Source organism: Marinobacterium aestuariivivens, assembly GCF_042661465.1.
Classification (GTDB): Bacteria; Pseudomonadota; Gammaproteobacteria; order Pseudomonadales; family Balneatricaceae; genus Marinobacterium_A; species Marinobacterium_A aestuariivivens.
Genome location: NZ_JBHSWE010000001.1, coordinates 3390136 through 3408837, shown reverse-complemented (window position 1 = coordinate 3408837; position 18702 = coordinate 3390136). Strand labels below are relative to the sequence as shown.

At 62.5% G+C, this 18702-nt stretch carries 17 protein-coding genes and 3 pseudogenes; 3 read left to right on the top strand and 17 right to left on the bottom strand.

All coding sequences use genetic code 11. The annotated features are described in order from the left end of the window. Positions 1–154 precede the first annotated feature (154 nt). The 3 genes from ACFQDL_RS17750 to ACFQDL_RS17740 are packed head-to-tail and all read left to right on the top strand — an operon-like array spanning position 155 to position 2196. The gene (locus tag ACFQDL_RS17750; RefSeq protein WP_379910197.1) at positions 155–493 is read left to right on the top strand and encodes a phosphate acetyl/acyltransferase; all 339 of its coding nucleotides are present in this window, start codon (positions 155–157) and stop codon (positions 491–493) included. Continuing rightward, complete coding sequence (locus ACFQDL_RS17745; protein ID WP_379910196.1) at positions 490–1002, top strand: bifunctional enoyl-CoA hydratase/phosphate acetyltransferase; 513 nt, start codon at positions 490–492, stop codon at positions 1000–1002. Before ACFQDL_RS17750 ends, ACFQDL_RS17745 begins: the two co-directional genes overlap by 4 nt. Before the next feature lie 3 nt (positions 1003–1005). After that, positions 1006–2196 (top strand): acetate/propionate family kinase, encoded by a 1191-nt coding sequence (locus ACFQDL_RS17740; RefSeq protein ID WP_379910195.1) that lies wholly within the window; start codon positions 1006–1008, stop codon positions 2194–2196. Positions 2197–2241: 45 nt separating this feature from the next. Here the strand turns inward: ACFQDL_RS17740 and rlmB are convergent, their stop codons facing one another. The 17 genes and pseudogenes from rlmB to ACFQDL_RS17660 all read right to left on the bottom strand — a co-directional run bounded on the left by rlmB (position 2242) and on the right by ACFQDL_RS17660 (position 18701). After that, a complete protein-coding gene (gene rlmB, locus ACFQDL_RS17735) occupies positions 2242–2982 on the bottom strand; it encodes a 23S rRNA (guanosine(2251)-2'-O)-methyltransferase RlmB (protein WP_379910194.1) in 741 nt (246 codons plus the stop codon). 118 nt (positions 2983–3100) lie between these two features. Beyond that, positions 3101–3388 (bottom strand): thiosulfate oxidation carrier complex protein SoxZ, encoded by a 288-nt coding sequence (locus ACFQDL_RS17730; RefSeq protein ID WP_379910193.1) that lies wholly within the window; start codon positions 3386–3388, stop codon positions 3101–3103. Next, positions 3385–3855 carry a thiosulfate oxidation carrier protein SoxY gene (locus ACFQDL_RS17725; RefSeq protein WP_379910192.1) on the bottom strand — a complete coding sequence of 157 codons (471 nt, stop codon included), beginning with the start codon at positions 3853–3855 and terminating at the stop codon, positions 3385–3387. The genes ACFQDL_RS17730 and ACFQDL_RS17725 overlap by 4 nt, the downstream gene beginning before the upstream one ends. Positions 3856–3951: 96 nt before the next feature. Then, on the bottom strand, positions 3952–4602 hold the full coding sequence (adk, locus tag ACFQDL_RS17720; RefSeq protein WP_379910191.1) for an adenylate kinase: 651 nt from the start codon (positions 4600–4602) through the stop codon (positions 3952–3954). A 411-nt stretch (positions 4603–5013) separates the two neighbouring features. Continuing rightward, positions 5014–7622 (bottom strand): annotated as a pseudogene (ppc, locus tag ACFQDL_RS17715) (phosphoenolpyruvate carboxylase). Positions 7623–7736: 114 nt separating this feature from the next. Then, positions 7737–8546, bottom strand: a complete 810-nt coding sequence (mazG, locus tag ACFQDL_RS17710; protein WP_379910190.1) for a nucleoside triphosphate pyrophosphohydrolase — start codon at positions 8544–8546, stop codon at positions 7737–7739. 157 nt (positions 8547–8703) lie between these two features. Further along, positions 8704–10983: a GTP diphosphokinase gene (gene relA / locus ACFQDL_RS17705; protein WP_379910189.1), complete on the bottom strand. Its 2280-nt coding sequence runs from the start codon at positions 10981–10983 to the stop codon at positions 8704–8706. 270 nt (positions 10984–11253) lie between these two features. Continuing rightward, positions 11254–12153 (bottom strand): cysteine synthase CysM, encoded by a 900-nt coding sequence (gene cysM, locus ACFQDL_RS17700; protein ID WP_379910188.1) that lies wholly within the window; start codon positions 12151–12153, stop codon positions 11254–11256. Between the two features lie 127 nt (positions 12154–12280). Beyond that, on the bottom strand, positions 12281–14617 hold the full coding sequence (locus tag ACFQDL_RS17695; RefSeq protein ID WP_379910187.1) for a putative bifunctional diguanylate cyclase/phosphodiesterase: 2337 nt from the start codon (positions 14615–14617) through the stop codon (positions 12281–12283). A gap of 109 nt (positions 14618–14726) precedes the next feature. Continuing rightward, the gene (locus ACFQDL_RS32985; protein WP_465264022.1) at positions 14727–14885 is read right to left on the bottom strand and encodes a holo-ACP synthase; all 159 of its coding nucleotides are present in this window, start codon (positions 14883–14885) and stop codon (positions 14727–14729) included. Between the two features lie 65 nt (positions 14886–14950). Then, positions 14951–15112 (bottom strand): annotated as a pseudogene (locus ACFQDL_RS32980) (4'-phosphopantetheinyl transferase superfamily protein); the annotation flags it as partial. Then, on the bottom strand, positions 15109–15882 hold the full coding sequence (gene pdxJ, locus ACFQDL_RS17685) for a pyridoxine 5'-phosphate synthase (RefSeq protein WP_379910185.1): 774 nt from the start codon (positions 15880–15882) through the stop codon (positions 15109–15111). The pseudogene ACFQDL_RS32980 and the gene pdxJ, both read right to left, overlap by 4 nt. After that, positions 15875–16456: a DNA repair protein RecO gene (recO, locus tag ACFQDL_RS17680; protein WP_379910184.1), complete on the bottom strand. Its 582-nt coding sequence runs from the start codon at positions 16454–16456 to the stop codon at positions 15875–15877. Before recO (ACFQDL_RS17680) ends, pdxJ begins: the two co-directional genes overlap by 8 nt. Continuing rightward, positions 16417–16623, bottom strand: a complete 207-nt coding sequence (gene recO / locus ACFQDL_RS17675; RefSeq protein WP_379910183.1) for a DNA repair protein RecO — start codon at positions 16621–16623, stop codon at positions 16417–16419. The genes recO (ACFQDL_RS17680) and recO (ACFQDL_RS17675) overlap by 40 nt, the downstream gene beginning before the upstream one ends. A gap of 80 nt (positions 16624–16703) precedes the next feature. Next, positions 16704–17642, bottom strand: coding sequence for a GTPase Era (era, locus tag ACFQDL_RS17670; RefSeq protein WP_379910182.1), 939 nt, complete (start codon positions 17640–17642; stop codon positions 16704–16706). Then, positions 17642–18324, bottom strand: a pseudogene (gene rnc / locus ACFQDL_RS17665) (ribonuclease III). Before rnc ends, era begins: the two are co-directional and overlap by 1 nt. After that, positions 18321–18701, bottom strand: coding sequence for a DUF4845 domain-containing protein (locus tag ACFQDL_RS17660; RefSeq protein ID WP_379910181.1), 381 nt, complete (start codon positions 18699–18701; stop codon positions 18321–18323). The pseudogene rnc and the gene ACFQDL_RS17660 overlap by 4 nt, the downstream one beginning before the upstream one ends. Position 18702: the final 1 nt, after the last annotated feature.

Here is an 18702-nt window from a genome sequence, read left to right as displayed (position 1 = left end):
TTGCTCTGCAACATAATGCTGCTATCAACAGCCTACCCCGATACAGGAAGGACGACATGCTCGTGACCGAACAACCCCCGTTCACAATCAGCTGGAGTTTTTCATCCGCCAGGCGCAGAAGGTCCGACCGATTCGCACCCTGGTGGTCCATCCGGTGGACCACAACAGCCTGGTCGGAGCCCTGGAAGCGGCCCAGCAGGGACTGATCGAGCCGGTGCTGGTCGGTCCCGAGGCTCGCATCCGGGCGGCGGCAGACCATGAGCAGCTCGGGCTCGAGGGCATCGAGATCGTCGACTGCCCCCACAGCCATGCCGCCGCCGAAACCGCGTGCCAACTGATTCGCGAGGCCAGGGCCGAAGCGCTGATGAAGGGCGATCTGGGTACGTCGGAACTGCTCGGCGCGGTCGTGCACAAGACCCACGGCATTCGCACCGAACGCCGGCTCAGCCATGTCTTCGTGTTCGATATCCCCAACTACCATAAACCCTGGTGATCACCGATGCCGCGATCAACATCGCGCCGGACCTGACCGTGAAACGGCATATCGTGCAGAACGCGATCGAGTTCTGCCAGGTGCTGGGGATCAAGGTGCCCCGGGTCGCGATTCTGGCGGCGGTGGAGAAGGTCAAGCCAGGCATGCAGAGCACCCTCGATGCCGCGGCGCTGTGCAAGATGGCGGACCGGGGCCAGATCACCGGTGGCATACTGGACGGTCCGCTGGCGTTCGACAACGCGATTTCCCGCGAAGCGGCGCTCGACAAGCATATCGAATCACCGGTCTCGGGCGAGGCCGATATTCTGCTGGCGCCGGATCTCGAGGCCGCCAACATGATCGCCAAGCAACTGGTCTACCTGGCCAACGCCAAATCGGCCGGTCTGGCGCTCGGCGCCCGGGTACCGATCATCCTGACCAGCCGCTCCGACAAGCCCCTCGCCCGCCTGGCTTCCTGCGCCCTGGCGTCCCATATTGTTCACCAGGTCGAACAGATCAGGATGAAATAGACGATGAACTGTATTCTGGCCGTCAACGGCGGCTCCTCCAGCCTCAAGTGCGGTCTCTACGAACCGGCAGACGGCGTACCCCTGCTGCGCTACCGCTTTCAGCTGGGCGATGCGATGGGAACACCCCGCCTCGATATCCGCGATGGCACTGGCCGCTCGCTCGAGCAGCTGTCCCCCGATTTCAGCCGCATCGCGAGCAGTCAGCGGCACCTGGCCGCCCTGGACCTGGTGCTGGACTGGATCCAGGCCAACCTGCCGGACTGCCGGCTGATGGCCGCCGGTCACCGGGTCGTCCATGGCGGCGAGCTGCTGGCCGCGCCAACCCGGGTCGACGACGAACTGATCGCGACGCTGCAGCGCTTCAGCCCTCTGGCGCCGCTGCACCAGCCCTTCAACATCGAACTGATCGAGGGCTGCCGCAGGCGTCTCCCGGGGCTGTTGCAGGTCGCCTGCTTCGACACCATGTTCCATGTCGGCCAGTCCCGGATCGAGCGCCACTATGCGTTACCGCATCGCTACACCGAGGACGGTATCCAGCGCTACGGCTTCCACGGTCTGTCCTACGAGTTCATTCAGCGCCAGCTCGAGGCCCGGGGCGAAGGCCTTGGCCGCTCCCTGCTCTGTCATTTCGGCGCCGGCGCGAGCATGTGCGGTGTCCGCGACGGCCGCTCGATCGCTTCCAGCATGGGCTTCACGGCGGTCGAGGGCCTGCCGATGGGCAGCCGCTGTGGCAGCATCGATCCAGGCGTGCTGATTTACCTGATGCGCCATTATGCACTCGACGTCGATGGGCTGGAGCATCTGCTGTACAAGCAGAGCGGCTGGCTCGGCGTCTCCGGCATCAGTTCGCAGATGCTGGAGCTGCATAAAAGCGCGGATCCGCTGGCGGATGAAGCCATCGAAATGTTCTGTTACCGGGCGGCACTCGAGGCGGGCCGCCTCAGCGCGGCGATCGAAGGCTGCGACCGGCTGGTATTCACCGGCGGCGTCGGGGAAAACGACGCCGATGTTCGCGCCCGCATGCTGACACGACTGCAGTGGCTCGGCGTCGAATTCGACGAAGCGGCCAATGCGCGCGGTGACGAGCGCATCAGCACTGCGGGCAGTCGCGTCCAGGTCTGGGTCATCCCGACCCACGAAGGCGCCATGATCGCGCAGCATGTTTTGGAGAAGCTAGAGGAGAGTAGACAGTAAACAGATGAGCTCGGTGCCGGATAGGTTCGCGGCGGGGCGCCGCTCCTACAAACGTCTCTGGCGCACGGCTTCAAACAGACAGATACCGGCGGCGACCGAGACGTTGAGACTGCTGACCTCCCCGGCCATCGGAATTTTCACCAGCTGGTCGCAGTGCTCCCGGGTCAGGCGGCGCATGCCCTTGCCTTCGGCGCCCATCACCAGCGCCATCGGGCCTTTCAGGTTGGCCTGGTAGACCAGCTGTTCCGTTTCGCCGGCGGTGCCGGTAATCCAGATGCCGCGCTGCTGCAACGACTGCAGCGTGCGCGCCAGGTTGGTGACCTGAACATAGGGCACCGCTTCGGCGGCGCCACAGGCAACCTTCGAGACGGTTGCATTCAGCGGTGCCGACTTGTCCTTGGGCGCGATCACGGCCTGCACGCCCGCGGCGTCGGCCGTGCGCAGACAGGCCCCGAGGTTGTGCGGATCGGTGACGCCATCGAGCACCAGCAGAAAGGGCTCCGAATCGAGGCCCTCGAGCAGTCGTTCGAGATAGGCTTCGTCGTGGGATCTTATCGGTTCACACACCACCAGCACGCCCTGATGCACGCCGCCTTCGGCGAGGCGTTCCAGGTCCTGGCGGCTGACCCGCTCCACCCTGATGCGGGCGCCGGCCGCCAGCTCCAGCACCTGTTGCATGCGCTCGTCATTGCGCCCCTGCTGCACCAGCAGACGCTTGATCCGCTTGGCGTCCTTTTTCAGCGCCGTGCGTACCGCGTGCTGGCCGAAAAGGATTTCATCCTGCATTGAGCCATTCTCCAATTACTGTTTTCAGAGCCGGGGAGTCGAGCGGTTAACGGCCCGCCGCGGACGCTGTCAAGCCCGGACAGGGCGCCTATTATGCCGCAAAACGCCGATCTGGCGTTCAGATATCGACGCCTTTGCGTTGCGCCTGCCCGCGGTTGTCACGCCAGCGGATGTCGAGACGCCCACCGCGACGGCCCTGGAAGCGAAAACGCAGAAAGGGATCTTCCGACACCGCCTCCGAGAGGTCGGCACTGAATATGCGCTCGCCGTCATAACGCACCTCGAGCTGCCGAATAAAGTGAGCCTGCGCGGCGTCCCGGTTACACAGCGTCCCGGGAACCATCGGATGCTCCAGAAACAGCTGCACCGTGACGATATCGCCGAGCACGCGGGTGTCGACTTTCATGACGGCATCTCCTGCGCGGGCTCGCCCGAACAACCCTCCAGCAGAACCCGTACCGGCTGGCTGTTGCGAAACAGCGTACCATTGGACTCAACCACCACCGACACCTCGCTGGAACCGAGCAACCTTATCCGCGTCGCCATGTCGGGCAGGGCCCGGGGACCGAATTCGTACAGCGCCGCCAGTGGCTGCGGATTGCCATGCACCAGCAGCGCCATCCGCGTCACCCGGGGCAGCCGGGCCGATACCATCACCGGAACCAGGGCGCCCCGATAGGCCGTGGTCGGCACTTTCAGCTCGATTTCGACGGCAGGCAGGGTGTCACTGCGCCCGAAGGCCGCCTTCAGCGCCTCCTCGGGCAGCTGGCTGGCAAAGGCCCCGCTGTTCCAGTTGGCCAGACTGCGCAGCGGCATCAGCGCCAGCGCCGTTACTGCCATCGCCAGCCGTCTGATCAGCTCTCGGCGCTGCATGCGGTCTTTACTCCGTTCGCTGTCAGGCGTAACGCCTCACCCAGTATGCAAGAAGGCCGCTGCGATGAGCGGCCTTCCGGGTTCGGCGGGATCCGATCAGAGCGCCGCGAAAATGCTGTCGCGGATCTGCTCGACCGAGCCCACGCCCGGGATATAGACATAACGCGGCGCGGCTTCGGCATCCGCCTCGGCCCAACCCTTGTAGTAGCTGACCAGCGGTGCGGTCTGGTCATGGTAGACCTTGAGGCGCTCGCGCACGGTATCTTCCTGGTCGTCGTCGCGCTGGATCAGATCCTCGCCGGTGACGTCGTCCTTGCCTTCCACTTTCGGCGGATTGAACACCACATGATAGGTGCGTCCGGAGCCCGGGTGCACGCGCCGGCCACTCATGCGCTTGATGATCTCTTCGTCGGCAACATCGATCTCGACCACGGCATCGATCCTGACGCCAGCGTCCTTGAGGGCGTCGGCCTGGGGAATGGTGCGCGGGAAGCCGTCGAACAGGAAGCCATTGGCACAGTCATCCTGGGCGATACGCTCCTTGACCAGGCCGATGATGATATCGTCGGACACCAGCTGACCGGCGTCCATCACTTCCTTGGCCTTGATCCCCAGCGGGGTACCGGCCTTGACGGCCGCACGCAGCATGTCGCCGGTGGAAATCTGGGGGATGTTGAACTTCTCGGTAATATACTGCGCCTGGGTGCCTTTGCCGGCGCCGGGTGCGCCCAGAAGGATAATACGCATGCAGATGAACTCCTACTCTTAAATTTACAATCGGAAACTGTTCGCGTGGCGCTGCCGGCAGCGACATGATCATTCCGCAACTTAACCAGCTGCAGACGGGGTCACAATTCGACATTAGCACTAACGCGCTGAGGAAAAAGGCCGCTTAATACCGGATGACGCCGGTGAATCGGTCACGCGATTTTTCGTCAGCACGCTGTTTTCAGCCCCCATACAGGAGAGCCAAAAGGGTACTGAGAGTACGCCAAAAGCGGGGCTGGCATCAAGGGGAAAGGCTGCGCGTGGTTAGCGGCCAATAGCAAAGACCCACGAACAGCGTCCGGCAAGGGAGCCGCCTCCCCCGCCTTACGCCTTACGCCTTACGCCTTACGCCTTACGCCGAACAGGCCATTCGCCCGGAGGGCCGGGCTCCTACCCGGTGTTGCGCATTCCGGCGGAAATGCCCGACATCGTCACCATCAGGGCTCTTTCGAGACGGCTGTCCGGCTGAGTCCGGTCACGCAACAGCAGCTCCGCCTGAAGGAAATGCAGCGGATCGATATAGGGGTTGCGCACATCGATCGACTGCCGGATCACCGGATTGTCCGTCAGCAGCTGCGACTGCTGCTTGATGCGGTTGACCAGTTCGATGGTGTTGCGCAGCCGGCTCCGCAGGCTTGAGCCCAGCACCCGCAGCTCCTCCGAGACCAGGCGGGCGTCGTAGTAGGCGGCAATCTCGGGGTCGCTCTTGGCCAGCACCATCTCAAGCATATCGATGTTGGCGTGAAAGAACGGCCAGTCGCGGTACATCCGATGCAGGAGCGGCAACTGGTCCTCAGCGATCGCCGCCTCCAGTGCGCTGTCGGAACCGAGCCAGGCCGGCAGCATCAGCCGGATCTGGGTCCAGGCAAAGATCCAGGGAATGGCCCTCAGGCTTTCGATACCGCCTTCGGCGCGACGTTTCGCCGGCCTCGACCCCAGCGGCAGCTTCGCCAGCTCGAGCTCCGGCGTGGCGGCACGAAAATAGGGTACGAAGTGTTCGTCCTCGCGCACCACCGCGCGGTATTCGCGCATGCCCAGCTGCGCCATGCTTTCCATCTGCTCGCGCCACTGCGGCTCGGGTCCCGGTGCCGGATCCAGCGTCGCCTGCAGCACCGCGCCGGCATAAAGCTCCAGGTTGCGGGTGGCGATCTCGGGAATACCGAACTTGAAACGGATCATCTCGCCCTGCTCGGTCACGCGCAGGCTGTGGTCGACCGATCCCGGCGGCTGAGCCAGAATGGCGGTGTGGCTCGGACCACCACCCCGGGCCACCGTACCGCCGCGACCGTGGAACAGCGTCAGGCGCACCTCATGTCGCCGACACAGCGCCGTCAGCGCCTCCTGGGCCTTGAACTGCCCCCAGGCGGCCGCCAGCTGCCCGGCATCCTTGGCCGAGTCCGAGTAGCCGATCATCACCTCCTGGTGACCCTGGATATACGCCTTGTACCAGTCCAGTGACAGCAACGCATCGATACAGTCGCTGGCACCGTCGAGATCGTCCAGGGTTTCGAACAGCGGCACCACGCGCATATTGTGGCCAATGCCCATCTCCTGCAGCAAGAGCAGGACGGACAGCACATCCGACGGACGACTCGCCATCGATATGACGTAGCTGCCGAGCGAGTTGGGTTCGGCCGCGGCCACCACCCGGCAGGTATCGAGCACCTCCTGAACAGCAGCACCGGGCTGCCAGTGGCGCGGCAGCAGTGGCCGCCGGCTGCGCAGCTCGCCGAGCAGGTATTCGCAGCGCCGGTTCTCGTCCCAGTCGCTGTAACGGCCCAGGCCATAGAAGTCCGTGAGTTCGTCGAATACTTCCTGATGACGGTCGGCGTTCTGGCGGATATCGAGCCGCACCAGGGTCATGCCGAAACAGGCAACACGCCGGATCATATCCTGCAACATCCCCTCCGCGATGATCTGCATGCCGCAGTCGCTCAGCGAGCGGTAGCAGAGCAGCAACGGCTCGAGCAGCTCGTCCTCCTGCAGCAGCACCTGCTGTGGCACCTGCGCCTGGCCATCGAGTCGCGCCTTGATCCATGCCTTGGTGCGGCCCAGAGACTCCCTGACCCCGGCCAGAAGCTCGCGGTAGGGTTCGGCCGCGTCGCCGACGCGGGCCCGCAGCTCGCTGTTGCAGCGGTCCATCGAGAGCTCCGCGCGCAGCTGATCGATATCGCGGTAGTAAAGATCGGCGGCCATCCAGCGCGACAGCAGCAGCACCTCCTCTGTCACCGTCGCGGTGACATTGGGGTTGCCATCGCGGTCGCCCCCATCCAAGAGGCAAAGCGCACGGGGCAGCAGTCCAGGGGCAGACAGACCCCCAGCACCTCCTGCAGCTGCTCGTCGAGCTCGCGCAGGAACTTCGGCACCGCCTGCCAGAGGGAGTTTTCGATTACCGCAAAGCCCCACTTGGCCTCCTCGACCGGGGTCGGGCGCTGCTGGCGGATCTCGTCGGTATGCCAGATCTGGCTGACCAGTTCGCGCAGCCGGTGCTGTACCTTTTCGCCGCGGTCGAGACGCTTGAGGCAGTCGGCAATGCCATCGAATTTCTGGATCAGGGTGCGACGGTTGACTTCGGTCGGGTGTGCCGTCAGCACCAGGTCCACCGACATGCCATGGAGCCCGTCGACGATCTGCTGCACACTGCAGCCCCTGTCGGCCAGACGCCGGAACAGCTGGCCGATCGACTCGGGCGTTCCCTGCCCCGAAGCCTCGATGTGCCGGCGGACCCGGTGGTGCTCCTCGGCAATATTGGCAAGATTGAGAAACTGGGTGAAGGCACGCGCCACCGGCAGTACCTCGTCCTCGCTCAGCGTCTCGAGCGCATCGATCAGTTCGTCCTGGTCGCTGTCTTCAGCCAGGCGCCCGGCCTTCGCGAGCTTGCGGATATGCTCCACCTTGTTGTTGAGGAAGTCTTCCCCCAACTGGTTTTCGATGGTCCGTCCCAGGCAGTCGCCCAGCATTCGTACATCGTCACGCAATGCTTCGTGCAAATCGGTCATTCCGTCTCCCCCTTCACGGACCGGAGATGCCGGCCCTTCCCATACATCGACCATAATAGATTTGATGTCGTTAAAGGAAGTGGACAGAAGGACAGTAAACAGTTGACCGGGGCGTCAGAGGCCTTTGGCCTTGGCTTCGTTCCAGAGGGCATCGAGCTCGGCCAGGGTGAAGTCGTCCCAGTCCCGGTCGGAGGCTACAACCGCCTGTTCGATATGGGCGAAGCGGCGCACGAACTTGGCGTTGGTGCCGCGCAGGGCCACTTCGGGGTCGGCGCCCAGATGACGCGCCAGGTTGACCTGGGCAAAGATCAGGTCCCCCAGTTCGTCGACAATCTCCGCTTCGGCGCCACGGCCGATCGCCTCGCGCAGTTCGGCGATCTCCTCTTCGATCTTGTCGAGCACCAGCAGCGGGTCGTTCCAGTCGAAGCCGACCCGGGACGCACGTTTTTGCAGCTTGGCGGCCCGGCTCAGTGCCGGCAGCGAAACCGGCACATCGTCGAGCACGCCGCCCCTGGCCTTGTCATCCCGCTCCTGCTGCTTGATCGCCTCCCAGGCCTCCCTGATCTGCGCTTCGCTGCGTACCTGGTCGCCGGCACGGGAATCCAGGGTGCCGGCCGGGAAGACATGGGGATGGCGACGCAGCAGCTTCTCGACAAGGTTGTCGACGATGGCCGCGAAGTCGAAATGACGCGTCTCCTCGCCGAGACGGGCATAGAAAATCACCTGGAACAGCAGATCGCCGAGCTCGTCCTTGAGATGTGACCAGTCCTCCCGCTCGATGGCATCGGCCACCTCGTAGGCCTCCTCCAGCGTATGGGGCACGATGCTGGCGAAGCTCTGCTTCAGGTCCCAGGGACAACCGTCCCGGGGGTCCCTCAGCCGGGCCATCAGGGTGATGAGGTCGTCGATACTGTACTGCGTCATGGTTTCCCTATTAGCCGCTTCATTCGTCAATTGATAGTCGCGCCTTACGCCTAACGCCTTACGCCTTACGCCTAACGCCTAACGCCTAACGCCTAACGCCTCAATGGTGGAATTCGCTCCGCTCATTACCACCCTACGCTTATAGACACCCTACGACTCAGGCGCTAAAGCCACTGCGCTGGCGGTGCACGTCGATGACATTGGGTACCTGGTTGATCTTGTCCATGATCCGCCCCAGCAGCTCGAGTCGCGCGATCTCGACCGTGATCGAGAGACGGGCGACATTGCTCTTGCGGTCGGTCAGGGTATTGGCCGCCAGCACATTCAGATTGCTGTTGGCCAGTTCCATCATGATATCGCGCAGCAGGCCGGAGCGATCGTAGGCTTCGATCATGATATCCACCGGGTAGGTGGCTTCGGTCTTCTCGCCCCAGTCCACCTCGATCATGCGCTCCGGCTCCTGCTCGCGCAGCGCCAGGGCATTGATGCAGTCCTCGCGATGAATCGACACACCCCGCCCCTGGGTGATATAGCCGACGATGGGGTCTCCCGGTACCGGCTTGCAGCAACTGGCCATCTTGGTGAGCAGATTGCCAACACCGCGAATGCGGATACCCTCGTCCTTGCTCCCCTTGTCCCGGGGCGCCGTCGTCGGCAGTGCCAGATCCAGCTGTTCGTCGTGCTGATCGACCTCCACCTGCCGCTGCGCGGCATTGATGATCTGAGACTGCCGCAGGTCGCCCGCTCCGAGCCCGGCAAACATGTCATCGACACTGCGGTAATGCAGCTCCCGGGCAACCTGCCCGAGGTCGATTTCACGGATATCGAGCGCCAGGCGCTTGAACTCGCGCTCGACAATATGACGACCGGCCTCGGCGTTCTGCTCCCGCGCCTGGGTCTTGAACCAGTGGGAGATCTTGGCCCGCGCCCGCGAGGTGGTGATATAGCCGAGATTGGTGTTGAGCCAGTCGCGTCGCGGCCGCTCCTCGTTGGAGGTCATGATCTCGACCTGGTCGCCGGTCTGCAGCGGCCGCGTCAGCGGAATGATGCGGCCGTTGACCTTGGCTCCCCGGCAGCGATGGCCGATTTCGGTATGTACGCGGTAGGCGAAATCGAGGGCCGTGGCGCCATGGGGAAGATCCAGCACATGGCCGTCCGGGGTGAAGACATAGACCCGGTCCTGAGCGACGTCGCCGCGCAGCATGTCACCGAAGGCCTCGCTCTGCCCGAGGTCGTCATGCCACTCGAGGACCTGGCGCAGCCAGGCGATCTTGTCCTCGTAGGAACTGCTGCGGCTGTTGGTATCGGTGCCCTTGTAGAGGTGATGGGCACAGACGCCGAGCTCCGCTTCTTCATGCATGTTGTGGGTGCGGATCTGAATTTCCAGCACCTTGCCCTCGGGCCCGATCACGGCGGTATGCAGGGACCGGTAGCCGTTGGGCTTCGGCGAGGCGATGTAGTCGTCGAACTCGTGGGGGACATTGCGCCAGAGCCCGTGCACGATTCCCAGGGCGGTATAGCAGTCGCGGGTTTCAGGCACCAGGATGCGCACGGCGCGCACGTCGTAGACCTGGCTGAACTCGATATTCTTGCGCTGCATCTTTCGCCAGATGCTGTAGATATGCTTGGCGCGCCCCATCACCTCGCCGTCGATGTGGACCGCCTGCAGCTCGCCCTTCAGAAGCTCGACGACGCTGTTGATGTACTGCTGCCGGTCGAGCCGCTTTTCGTCCAGCAGCTTGGCGATCTCCTTGTAATCGTTGGGCTTGAGGTAACGGAAGGAGAGGTCCTCGAGCTCCCATTTGATATGGCCGATTCCGAGACGGTGGGCCAGCGGGGCGTAGATATCGAAAACCTCACGCGCCACCAGATAACGCTTGCGACGGGAACCTTTTTTCACGCCGCGGATGGCGCAGGTACGCTCGGCGATCTTGATCAACGCCACCCGGACGTCGTCGATCATGGCCACCAGCATCTTGCGGACATTGTCGACCTGGTTGACCCCGGTGCCGAGCACCGTTTCCTCGAAACGCGGATTCTTGCGGGTACCGATGGCGGCCATCTGCAGCACACCGTCGATGAGCTGCGACACTTCCGATCCGAACAGTTCCGCAACGCGCGCGATCGGCAGTTTACGCTCGCGCACCGCGCGATAGAGAATCGCCGCAATCAGTGTGACCTGGTCCTGCTGCAGCTCGGCCAGGATGCTGGCCATGTCGAGGCCGGTGCGATAGCTGCCGATGGTGTGGTTGGACCAGTCGCTTTCGTCGTCCCGGTCTGCGCTCGCCTGCTCTTCGGCGGCCTTGGCCAGTTCGCAGGCCCGGCGTATTTCGTCGATATCGGATATTTCGACCTGCTGCCCCAGCATCTCGAGCCACAGATCCAGATCCACGGTGCCATCCTCGCGAACCGGATGGTCTTCTCTCACTTTTACCATGGCACCAAGCCACTCCTGTATTCTGGGAACCTTTGCTTCCGTTCCCGCTGGCACGGCCATTGCCCCAGGCAATGACGTCCGGCTGCCACTCACCTTGCGCTCTTATTATTCTGCGTTCGCGGGACCGGCAAAAGGCCCGGCGACCAAGCGGCACATTCTAGTCGTTTCGACCCGCAATCGCGAGCAAGTTCCATGCACCGCCGTGGCCCGGTGCAGAAAACGACGAAAGGCCCCGCAAGGCCTTTCGTCGCTCGGTGCAGGAGCCTGGGCTCAGGGCTGACTGAACACGCCGGTGGACAGGTAGCGGTCGCCACGATCGCAGATAATGCAGACGATTACCGCATTCTCGACCTGCTGCGACAGGCGCAGCGCGCCAGCCACCGCACCGCCGGACGATACGCCGCAGAAGATCCCCTCCTGCCGCGCCAGCGCCCGCATGCAGTCTTCCGCTTCCTGCTGGCCGATATCGAGCACCTGATCGATCCGGGCCGGATCGAAGATTTTCGGCAGATAGGCCTTGGGCCAGCGTCTGATGCCAGGAATATGGGCACCGTCGCTGGGCTGCAGGCCGATAATCTGGATCTTCGGATTCTGCTCCTTGAGATAGCGGGACGTCCCCATGATGGTGCCGGTCGTGCCCATCGACGATACGAAATGGGTCACCCTGCCGTGAGTCTGCTGCCAGATTTCGGGGCCGGTCCCCAGATAATGGGCATCGGGGTTGTCAAGGTTGGCAAACTGGTCGAGCACCCGGCCACGTCCCTCGGTCTCCAGCTGGTCCGCCAGGTCCCTCGCCCCTTCCATTCCCTGCTCGGGGGTTACGGTGATGAGTTCCGCACCGTAGGCGGTCATCGAAGCCTTGCGCTCCTCGCTGGCATTGTCCGGCATGATCAGTATCAGCCTGTAGCCCTTGATCGCGGCTGCCATCGCCAGGGCGATACCGGTATTGCCGGAGGTCGCTTCGATCAGGGTATCACCGGGTTTTATATCGCCCCGGGCCTCAGCCTGCTGAATCATGCTCATCGCCGGGCGATCCTTGACCGAACCGGCCGGATTGTTGCCTTCGAGCTTGCACAGGATAATGTTGGAGCTGTCTCCGGGCAGGCGCTGAAGCCGGACAAGAGGCGTCTTGCCTACAAATTCTTCTATCGTGGGAAACTCATGACTCATGGCTATCACCGGAGACCGTTAAAAGCTTATAACCAAAAGACATATAAACAGGTGTCGAATATGCCTATTGAGGAGCGGGCATCATAGGAGAATCGCGGTCGATCCGTCAATGCCGCCAACGCCTGCCTCAACTGCCGGCCACCTGCTCGGGGCGCGCCTTGAGCCAACGTTGCAACAGCGCCTGGGCCGGCAGCGGCCGGTCGTACAGGTAACCCTGGGCGATGTCGCAGCCCAGCTCCAGCAGCAGTGCACGCTGCTGCTCGGTTTCGACACCCTCTGCGACGATGTTCAGGCCAAGAGAATGCCCGAGGGCAATAATCGCGCTGGTAATCTGGACATCGTTGCTGTCATCGGGGATGTCCCGGATAAAGCTGCGATCGATCTTCAGCTTGCCGAACGGCAGCTGTTTGAGATAAGCCATCGACGAATAGCCGGTGCCAAAGTCGTCAATCGACAGCTCGACGCCCATGGCACGGAGTTCGTACAGCCGATCGCGCGCCTGCTCAGGCTGATCCATCACCGTGGTTTCGGTCAGCTCCAGCTCCAGATACTGCGCCGGCAAACCGGTTTCGGACAGAATCATGCTGAGCGTCGCCGTCAGGTCGCCACGTTCGAGCTGCCGCGACGAGACATTGACCGCGATGGCGCCAAAGTCGAAACCGCCGTCGAGCCAGGCCCTGCCCTGGCGGGCGGCCTCCCGCAGGACCCATTCACCCAGCGGTCTGATAAGACCGCTCTCCTCGGCCAGCGGGATAAAGCTGTCAGGCATTATCAGCCCCCTGTCGGGGTGCTGCCAGCGCACCAGTGCCTCGACAGCTGCCAGAGTCCCGTCCTGCAGACGCAGGAGCGGCTGGTAATGCAGTTCGAACTCGTTGCGCTCGAGGGCTCGCCTCAGATCGGCTTCCAGCCGGATCCGCAACTGCGACTGCTCGGTCATGGCGCTGGCGTAAAAGTGGTAGCAGCCACCGCCGGCTTTCTTGGCTTCGTACATGGCCACATCGCTGTACTGCATCAGCTCACCGAAGCTGCAACCGTCGTCGGGAAACAGGCTGATACCGATACTGGCACCGATAAAGAGTTCCTGGCCGTCAATACGGAACGGGTGGTCCAGCACCCGGTTAAGCTTCCTGGACAGCACATTGGCGTCATAGCCATCCCGCAGTCCCGCCATCAGCACCAGGAACTCGTCGCCCCCGGAGCGCGCCACCGTATCCTCGGCCCTCACGCTCGACTGGAGGCGTCTTGCCACCTGGCACAACAGCATGTCACCGACACCATGACCGAAACTGTCATTGATATGCTTGAAGCGATCGAGGTCGAGAAAGAGGATCGCCAGGTGATGACCCTCGCGCTGGGCCACCGGCATCAGTTGTTCCATCCGCGCACGCAGCAGCACACGGTTCGGCAACCCGGTCAGCGAATCATGATGAGCCAGGTGCTCGAGCTCCTGCTCGGTCTGCTTCAGCTGGCTGATATCGGACATCACCGCGACATAATGGCTGACCCTGCCCTTGTCATCGCGAACCGCATTGATGGTCAGGAGCTGGGGATAGAGACGACCGTCCTTGCTGCGGTTCCAGATCTCGCCCCGCCAACCGCCGGTATTGCCAAGGCTCTGCCACAATTGCCGGTAAAACGCCCTGTCCTGGCGCCCGGAGCGCAGGATACGGGGCGTCTGCCCCAGCACCTCGGCTTCGCTGTAGCCGGTGATACGGGAAAAGGCGCCATTGACGGCCATGATCCTGGTATCGGCATCGGTGATCATCACCCCTTCCTGGGTGCTTTCGAACACGATCGCAGCCTGATGCAACTTGGACTCCGCCTCTTTGAGACGGCTGATATCGGTGTGGGTGCCGATCACCCGCAGCGGCTTGCCATCGGCAGCCCGACTGCAGACGGTACCGGAATCGATGATCCAGCGATAACTGCCATCCTTGCAGCGCATACGGTGCTCGTTGCGGTAGACATCCGCTTCGCCATCGAAATGACGCTGCAGATCCGCATAACAGCGCTCCAGATCGTCCGGATGTACCCGCGATGACCACTCTTCGAGACTGTCGCCGATGTCGTCATCCCCGTAGCCGAGCATGCGCTTCCACTGCGGCGAAAAATAAACCCGGCCGGTCTCGGCGTTCCAGTCCCAGACGCCGTGACCGGCGCCCTCGAGTGCCAGTATCCAGCGCTGTTCGCTGTCTCGCAGCAGCTGCTGATCCCGCTGTTGCCGGCCAAGCAGACGGTTGAGTCGGCGGACATAGCGATAGATCAGCAGAAACAGCATAACGGCGGTCAGGATGACGAAGCCGAGCCCCTTGACCGTTTCGACCCAGGCCCGGACGCCAGGTGCCAGATCAAGCCACTCCAGCACTTGGCCAGACAGCAGTATCCAGGACACGGCCAGAACCAGGTAGATTGCGGCAATCCTACCGGCTATGGTCGTTGAGCTCTCGTGATCATCGCTATGCATCAGTGCTTCTTGTGCTTGGCCCCAAATGCCAGGGCCCGGCGACAGCTCTCGTCCTGCCGGGCACTAAAGATAATGACAAGCATAAGCGCAACCGAACGGGGGATGCCAGTCAGAAATCGGAGCCCTGCTCGGCAACGACAAAGGCGACCACCAGCTGCTGCTCGTCGCTGTAGGAAAGATGGAGCTGGCCAATACCCAACTCCCGGGCGCGTGCTTCGGCACCACCATTAAGCTGCAGGCAGGGCTTACCCAGGGCGTCATGGCCCACCTCCAGATGCTGCCAGCTGACCCCCGGCCGATCCCGGTTCCCAGTGCCTTGACCGCCGCCTCCTTGGCGGCAAAGCGCTTGGCCAGGAATCGCGCAGGATCCCGGCTGGCTTCGAAACCGGACTGCTCCGCCGGGGTCAGCACCCGCTGCGCCAGCGCCGGCGTACGGGCCAGGGCGCTGGCGATCCTGTCGATCTGGACCAGATCGGTGCCAATGCCCAAGATCATCGGCTGAGCGCATCCCGCTGCGGCTGCACCCGGGCCTGGGCCTCGAGCATCAGGCGGCGCATTTCGGCAACCGCCTCTTTCAACCCGACAAAAAGCGCACGGGCGATGAGACCATGACCGATGTTGAGCTCGTTGAGCTGTGGAATTTCGGCAATCTGTTCGACGTTGTGATAATGCAGACCATGACCGGCATTGACGATCAGACCGCGATCCCAGGCATAGCGGGCCGCCTCGCGAATGCGCGCAAGCTCCGCCTGCTGCTCCGCCGCACAAGTGGCGTCGGCGTAGGCGCCGGTATGAAGCTCGATGACGGCGGCACCGCAACGGATGGTGGCGTCGATCTGTGCAGGGTCCGGATCGATAAACAGCGACACCTCGATATTGTCGGCGGCCAGCCGTTCGCAGGCGGCCTTGATCCTGGCTTCCTGACTGACGATATCGAGCCCGCCCTCGGTCGTCAGTTCCTCCCGCTTCTCCGGTACCAGACAGCAATGTGCCGGACGGATTTCGGCGGCGAAACTCAGCATCTCTTCGGTCACCGCCATCTCGAAGTTCATCCGCGTCTGCAGAACCTCCGTCAGCAGCCGGACATCCCGGTCCTGGATATGGCGACGGTCTTCGCGAAGATGCACGGTAATGCCATCGGCCCCGGCCTCTTCTGCCAGGATGGCCGCCTGGACCGGGTCGGGATAGCGGGTGCCCCTCGCCTGGCGCAGGGTGGCGATATGGTCGATATTGACCCCCAGCAACAGCCGGCTCGGCTCAATCATGATTGACTCCTTCTGGTTGGACGTTGGTTCCGGCACTCTTGTCCCGGGGCTGCGCCCGCTGGAACAGCTCGCGACTTCTCAGCGCCTGCCCGCCGAGCAGTTGGTCGATCAGCAACCGCATCAGGCGCTTCGCCGCCCGGCGATTGCTCGGCTCGCGATAGTCGTCTTCGGCGATGGCCAGCAATTGACTGCCACTGAAACAGCGCGGCGCCACACCCGCAGTAACGGACGCAATTCGCTGCAGCCCACCCTCCGGTTGCAACAGATAGAGCGCCGCCGAATCGATATCGCGCAGATCCAGCGCATAGCCGACCTCATCGAGCAGCTGTCGCTCGAAGGCCCGCAACGCGCTTTCGATATCCTCGCCGCTGACCAGCTCGTTGAGCACATACTGATAATAAAGATAGAGTCTGGGATGCGGATCCAGCGGCTGAAGCAGACGCTGCAGCAGCTCGTTGACATAGAGGCCACAGAGCAGGGAACGTCCCTGCAAAAACATCGGTGGCGCAACGGCCTCGGCAAGATTCAGGGTTTTCAGCTCCTGCCGCCCCTGCCAGCCCAGCTGCAACGGCACGAAGGGCTGAATACAGGACCTGAGGCGCGAGCCCGGGCGCCGCGCCCCCGCACCACCAGACTGACCTTGCCATGCTCGAGCGAAAAACAGTCCACCAGCAGGCTGGTATCCCGATAGGGCCGCGCGTGCAGCACGTAGGCGGCCTGGCCATCCAGACGATAATCCATCGCGATACCCGGTTCAGAGTGGCGGCATCAATGACAGGCCGGCGTTCAAGCGGAGAAGCGGAGGCGTTGCGATTTCGCCCTCAGAGCGAGTCGTCATACCCCAGACTGCGCAAGGCCCGGTCGTCGTCGGCCCAGCCCTTGCGCACCTTGACCCAGAGATTCAGCATCACCTTGCTGTCGAACATTCGCTCCATCTCCAGGCGCGCATCGCGACCGATGGTCTTGAGACGGGCACCCTTGTCGCCGATGACGATGCGTTTCTGGCCATCGCGCTCGACCAGTATCAGCGCGCTGATGGTGAGCAGACCGTCCTCGTGCTGAACGAACTCCTCGATCTCGACGGTGGTGCCGTAGGGTATTTCATCGCCCAGATTGCGCATCAGCTTCTCTCGTACAAGCTCAGCGGCGACGAAGCGCGAGCTGCGATCGGTAATCTGATCTTCCGGATAGAAATGCATTCCGGCGGGCATCTGCGCCGCCACTATCGCTTCGAGCCGGTCGACGTTGCGACCACTTTTTGCCGACAGCGGCACGATCTCCGCGAAGTCCATCTTGGCGGTCAGTACCTCGAGGTGCGGCAGCAGCTCCGTCTTGTCCTTCAGCTGGTCAACCTTGTTGACCGCCAGCACGACGGGGCAGCGCACACGGGAGATCTTTTGCAGCACCAGTTCGTCTTCGTCGGTCCAGGCCGTGCGATCGACCAAAAATATCACCAGATCGACGTCCCGCAGGGCATCGGAGGCGGCTTTGTTCATGTAACGGTTCAGGGCCTTGCCCTGATCCTTGTGCAGTCCGGGGGTATCGACGTAGATCACCTGCAGATCGTCTTCGGTCTTGATGCCCAGAATCTGATGGCGCGTCGTCTGCGGCTTGCGCGAGGTGATGCTGAGTTTCTGACCGAGAATGCGATTAAGCAGCGTGGACTTGCCGACATTGGGTCGGCCGACGATCGCGACATAACCGCAACGCTGATCGCCCTCGTATTCCGGTATTTCCGGGAGCTCGAACTCGGTGCTCATCAGTGTTGCTCCAGCTGAAGTTCGACCAGTGCCTTGCGGGCCGATTCCTGCTCCGCCTGGCGACGGCTGCTGCCGACCCCTCGGTCGGTCCCGGCAGCCCGGCCACATGGCAGCGGATATGAAAGGTCTGGGAATGGGCCTCACCCTCGACAGCCACCAGTTCGTATTCCGGCAATGCCAGACGACGGGACTGCAAGTGCTCCTGCAGACGGGTCTTGGAGTCTTTCAACGATTCGTTGAGATCCAGTTCGTCGAGTCGCTCCTCGAACCAGCGCAGTATGAAACCGCGGCAACATTCCAGGTCGCTGTCGAGATAGATCGCGCCCATCACCGCCTCAGTGGCGTCGGCCAGTATGGAATCGCGGCGAAAGCCACCGCTCTTGAGTTCGCCGGAACCCAGGCGAAGATAATCCCCCAGATTGAGCTCACGGGCGATCTCCGCCAGGGTTTCACCCTTGACCAGACGTGCACGCAGGCGGCTCAACTGCCCCTCGCGTGCCGCGGGAAAACGCGCATACAGCGCATCGGCGATAACGAAATTGACGATCGAGTCGCCGAGAAATTCCAGCCGCTCATTGTTGCGCTTGCCGCAACTGCGATGCGTCAGGGCCAGTTCCAGTAGCGCCGGGTCTCTGAATTCATAGCCGATACGCCGGCTCAGGTCTGCAGTGGGCTTGATCAAGGTTTGGTAACTTCGTAATGCTCTTTGAATTTAACCACGGCATCGACGTTGTAGAACATCGGAACCCGCTCTTCGTAAACAAGATCGAAATTCAGGACGCCATCCTTGTTTTCGATCTTGAGAAACTCATCCCGCGACAAATCGGCCCGAACCTGGTTGATGATGGCCCGGTCATAAATGGTGCGGCGTATGGAGCGAAACTCCTTGCTGATCTGGTCTTTATCGTGGATCACGTTTTCCAGTATTGACCTGAAGGTCGCATGGTCCTTGTAGGGCGTGAACAGTTTGAAGCCGACGGCGAAAAAAATGCCGGCAATGATCAACCCCATCATGATGGAAAAAAACGACGCGCCTCTTTCCCTGTTGCCTACGGCCATC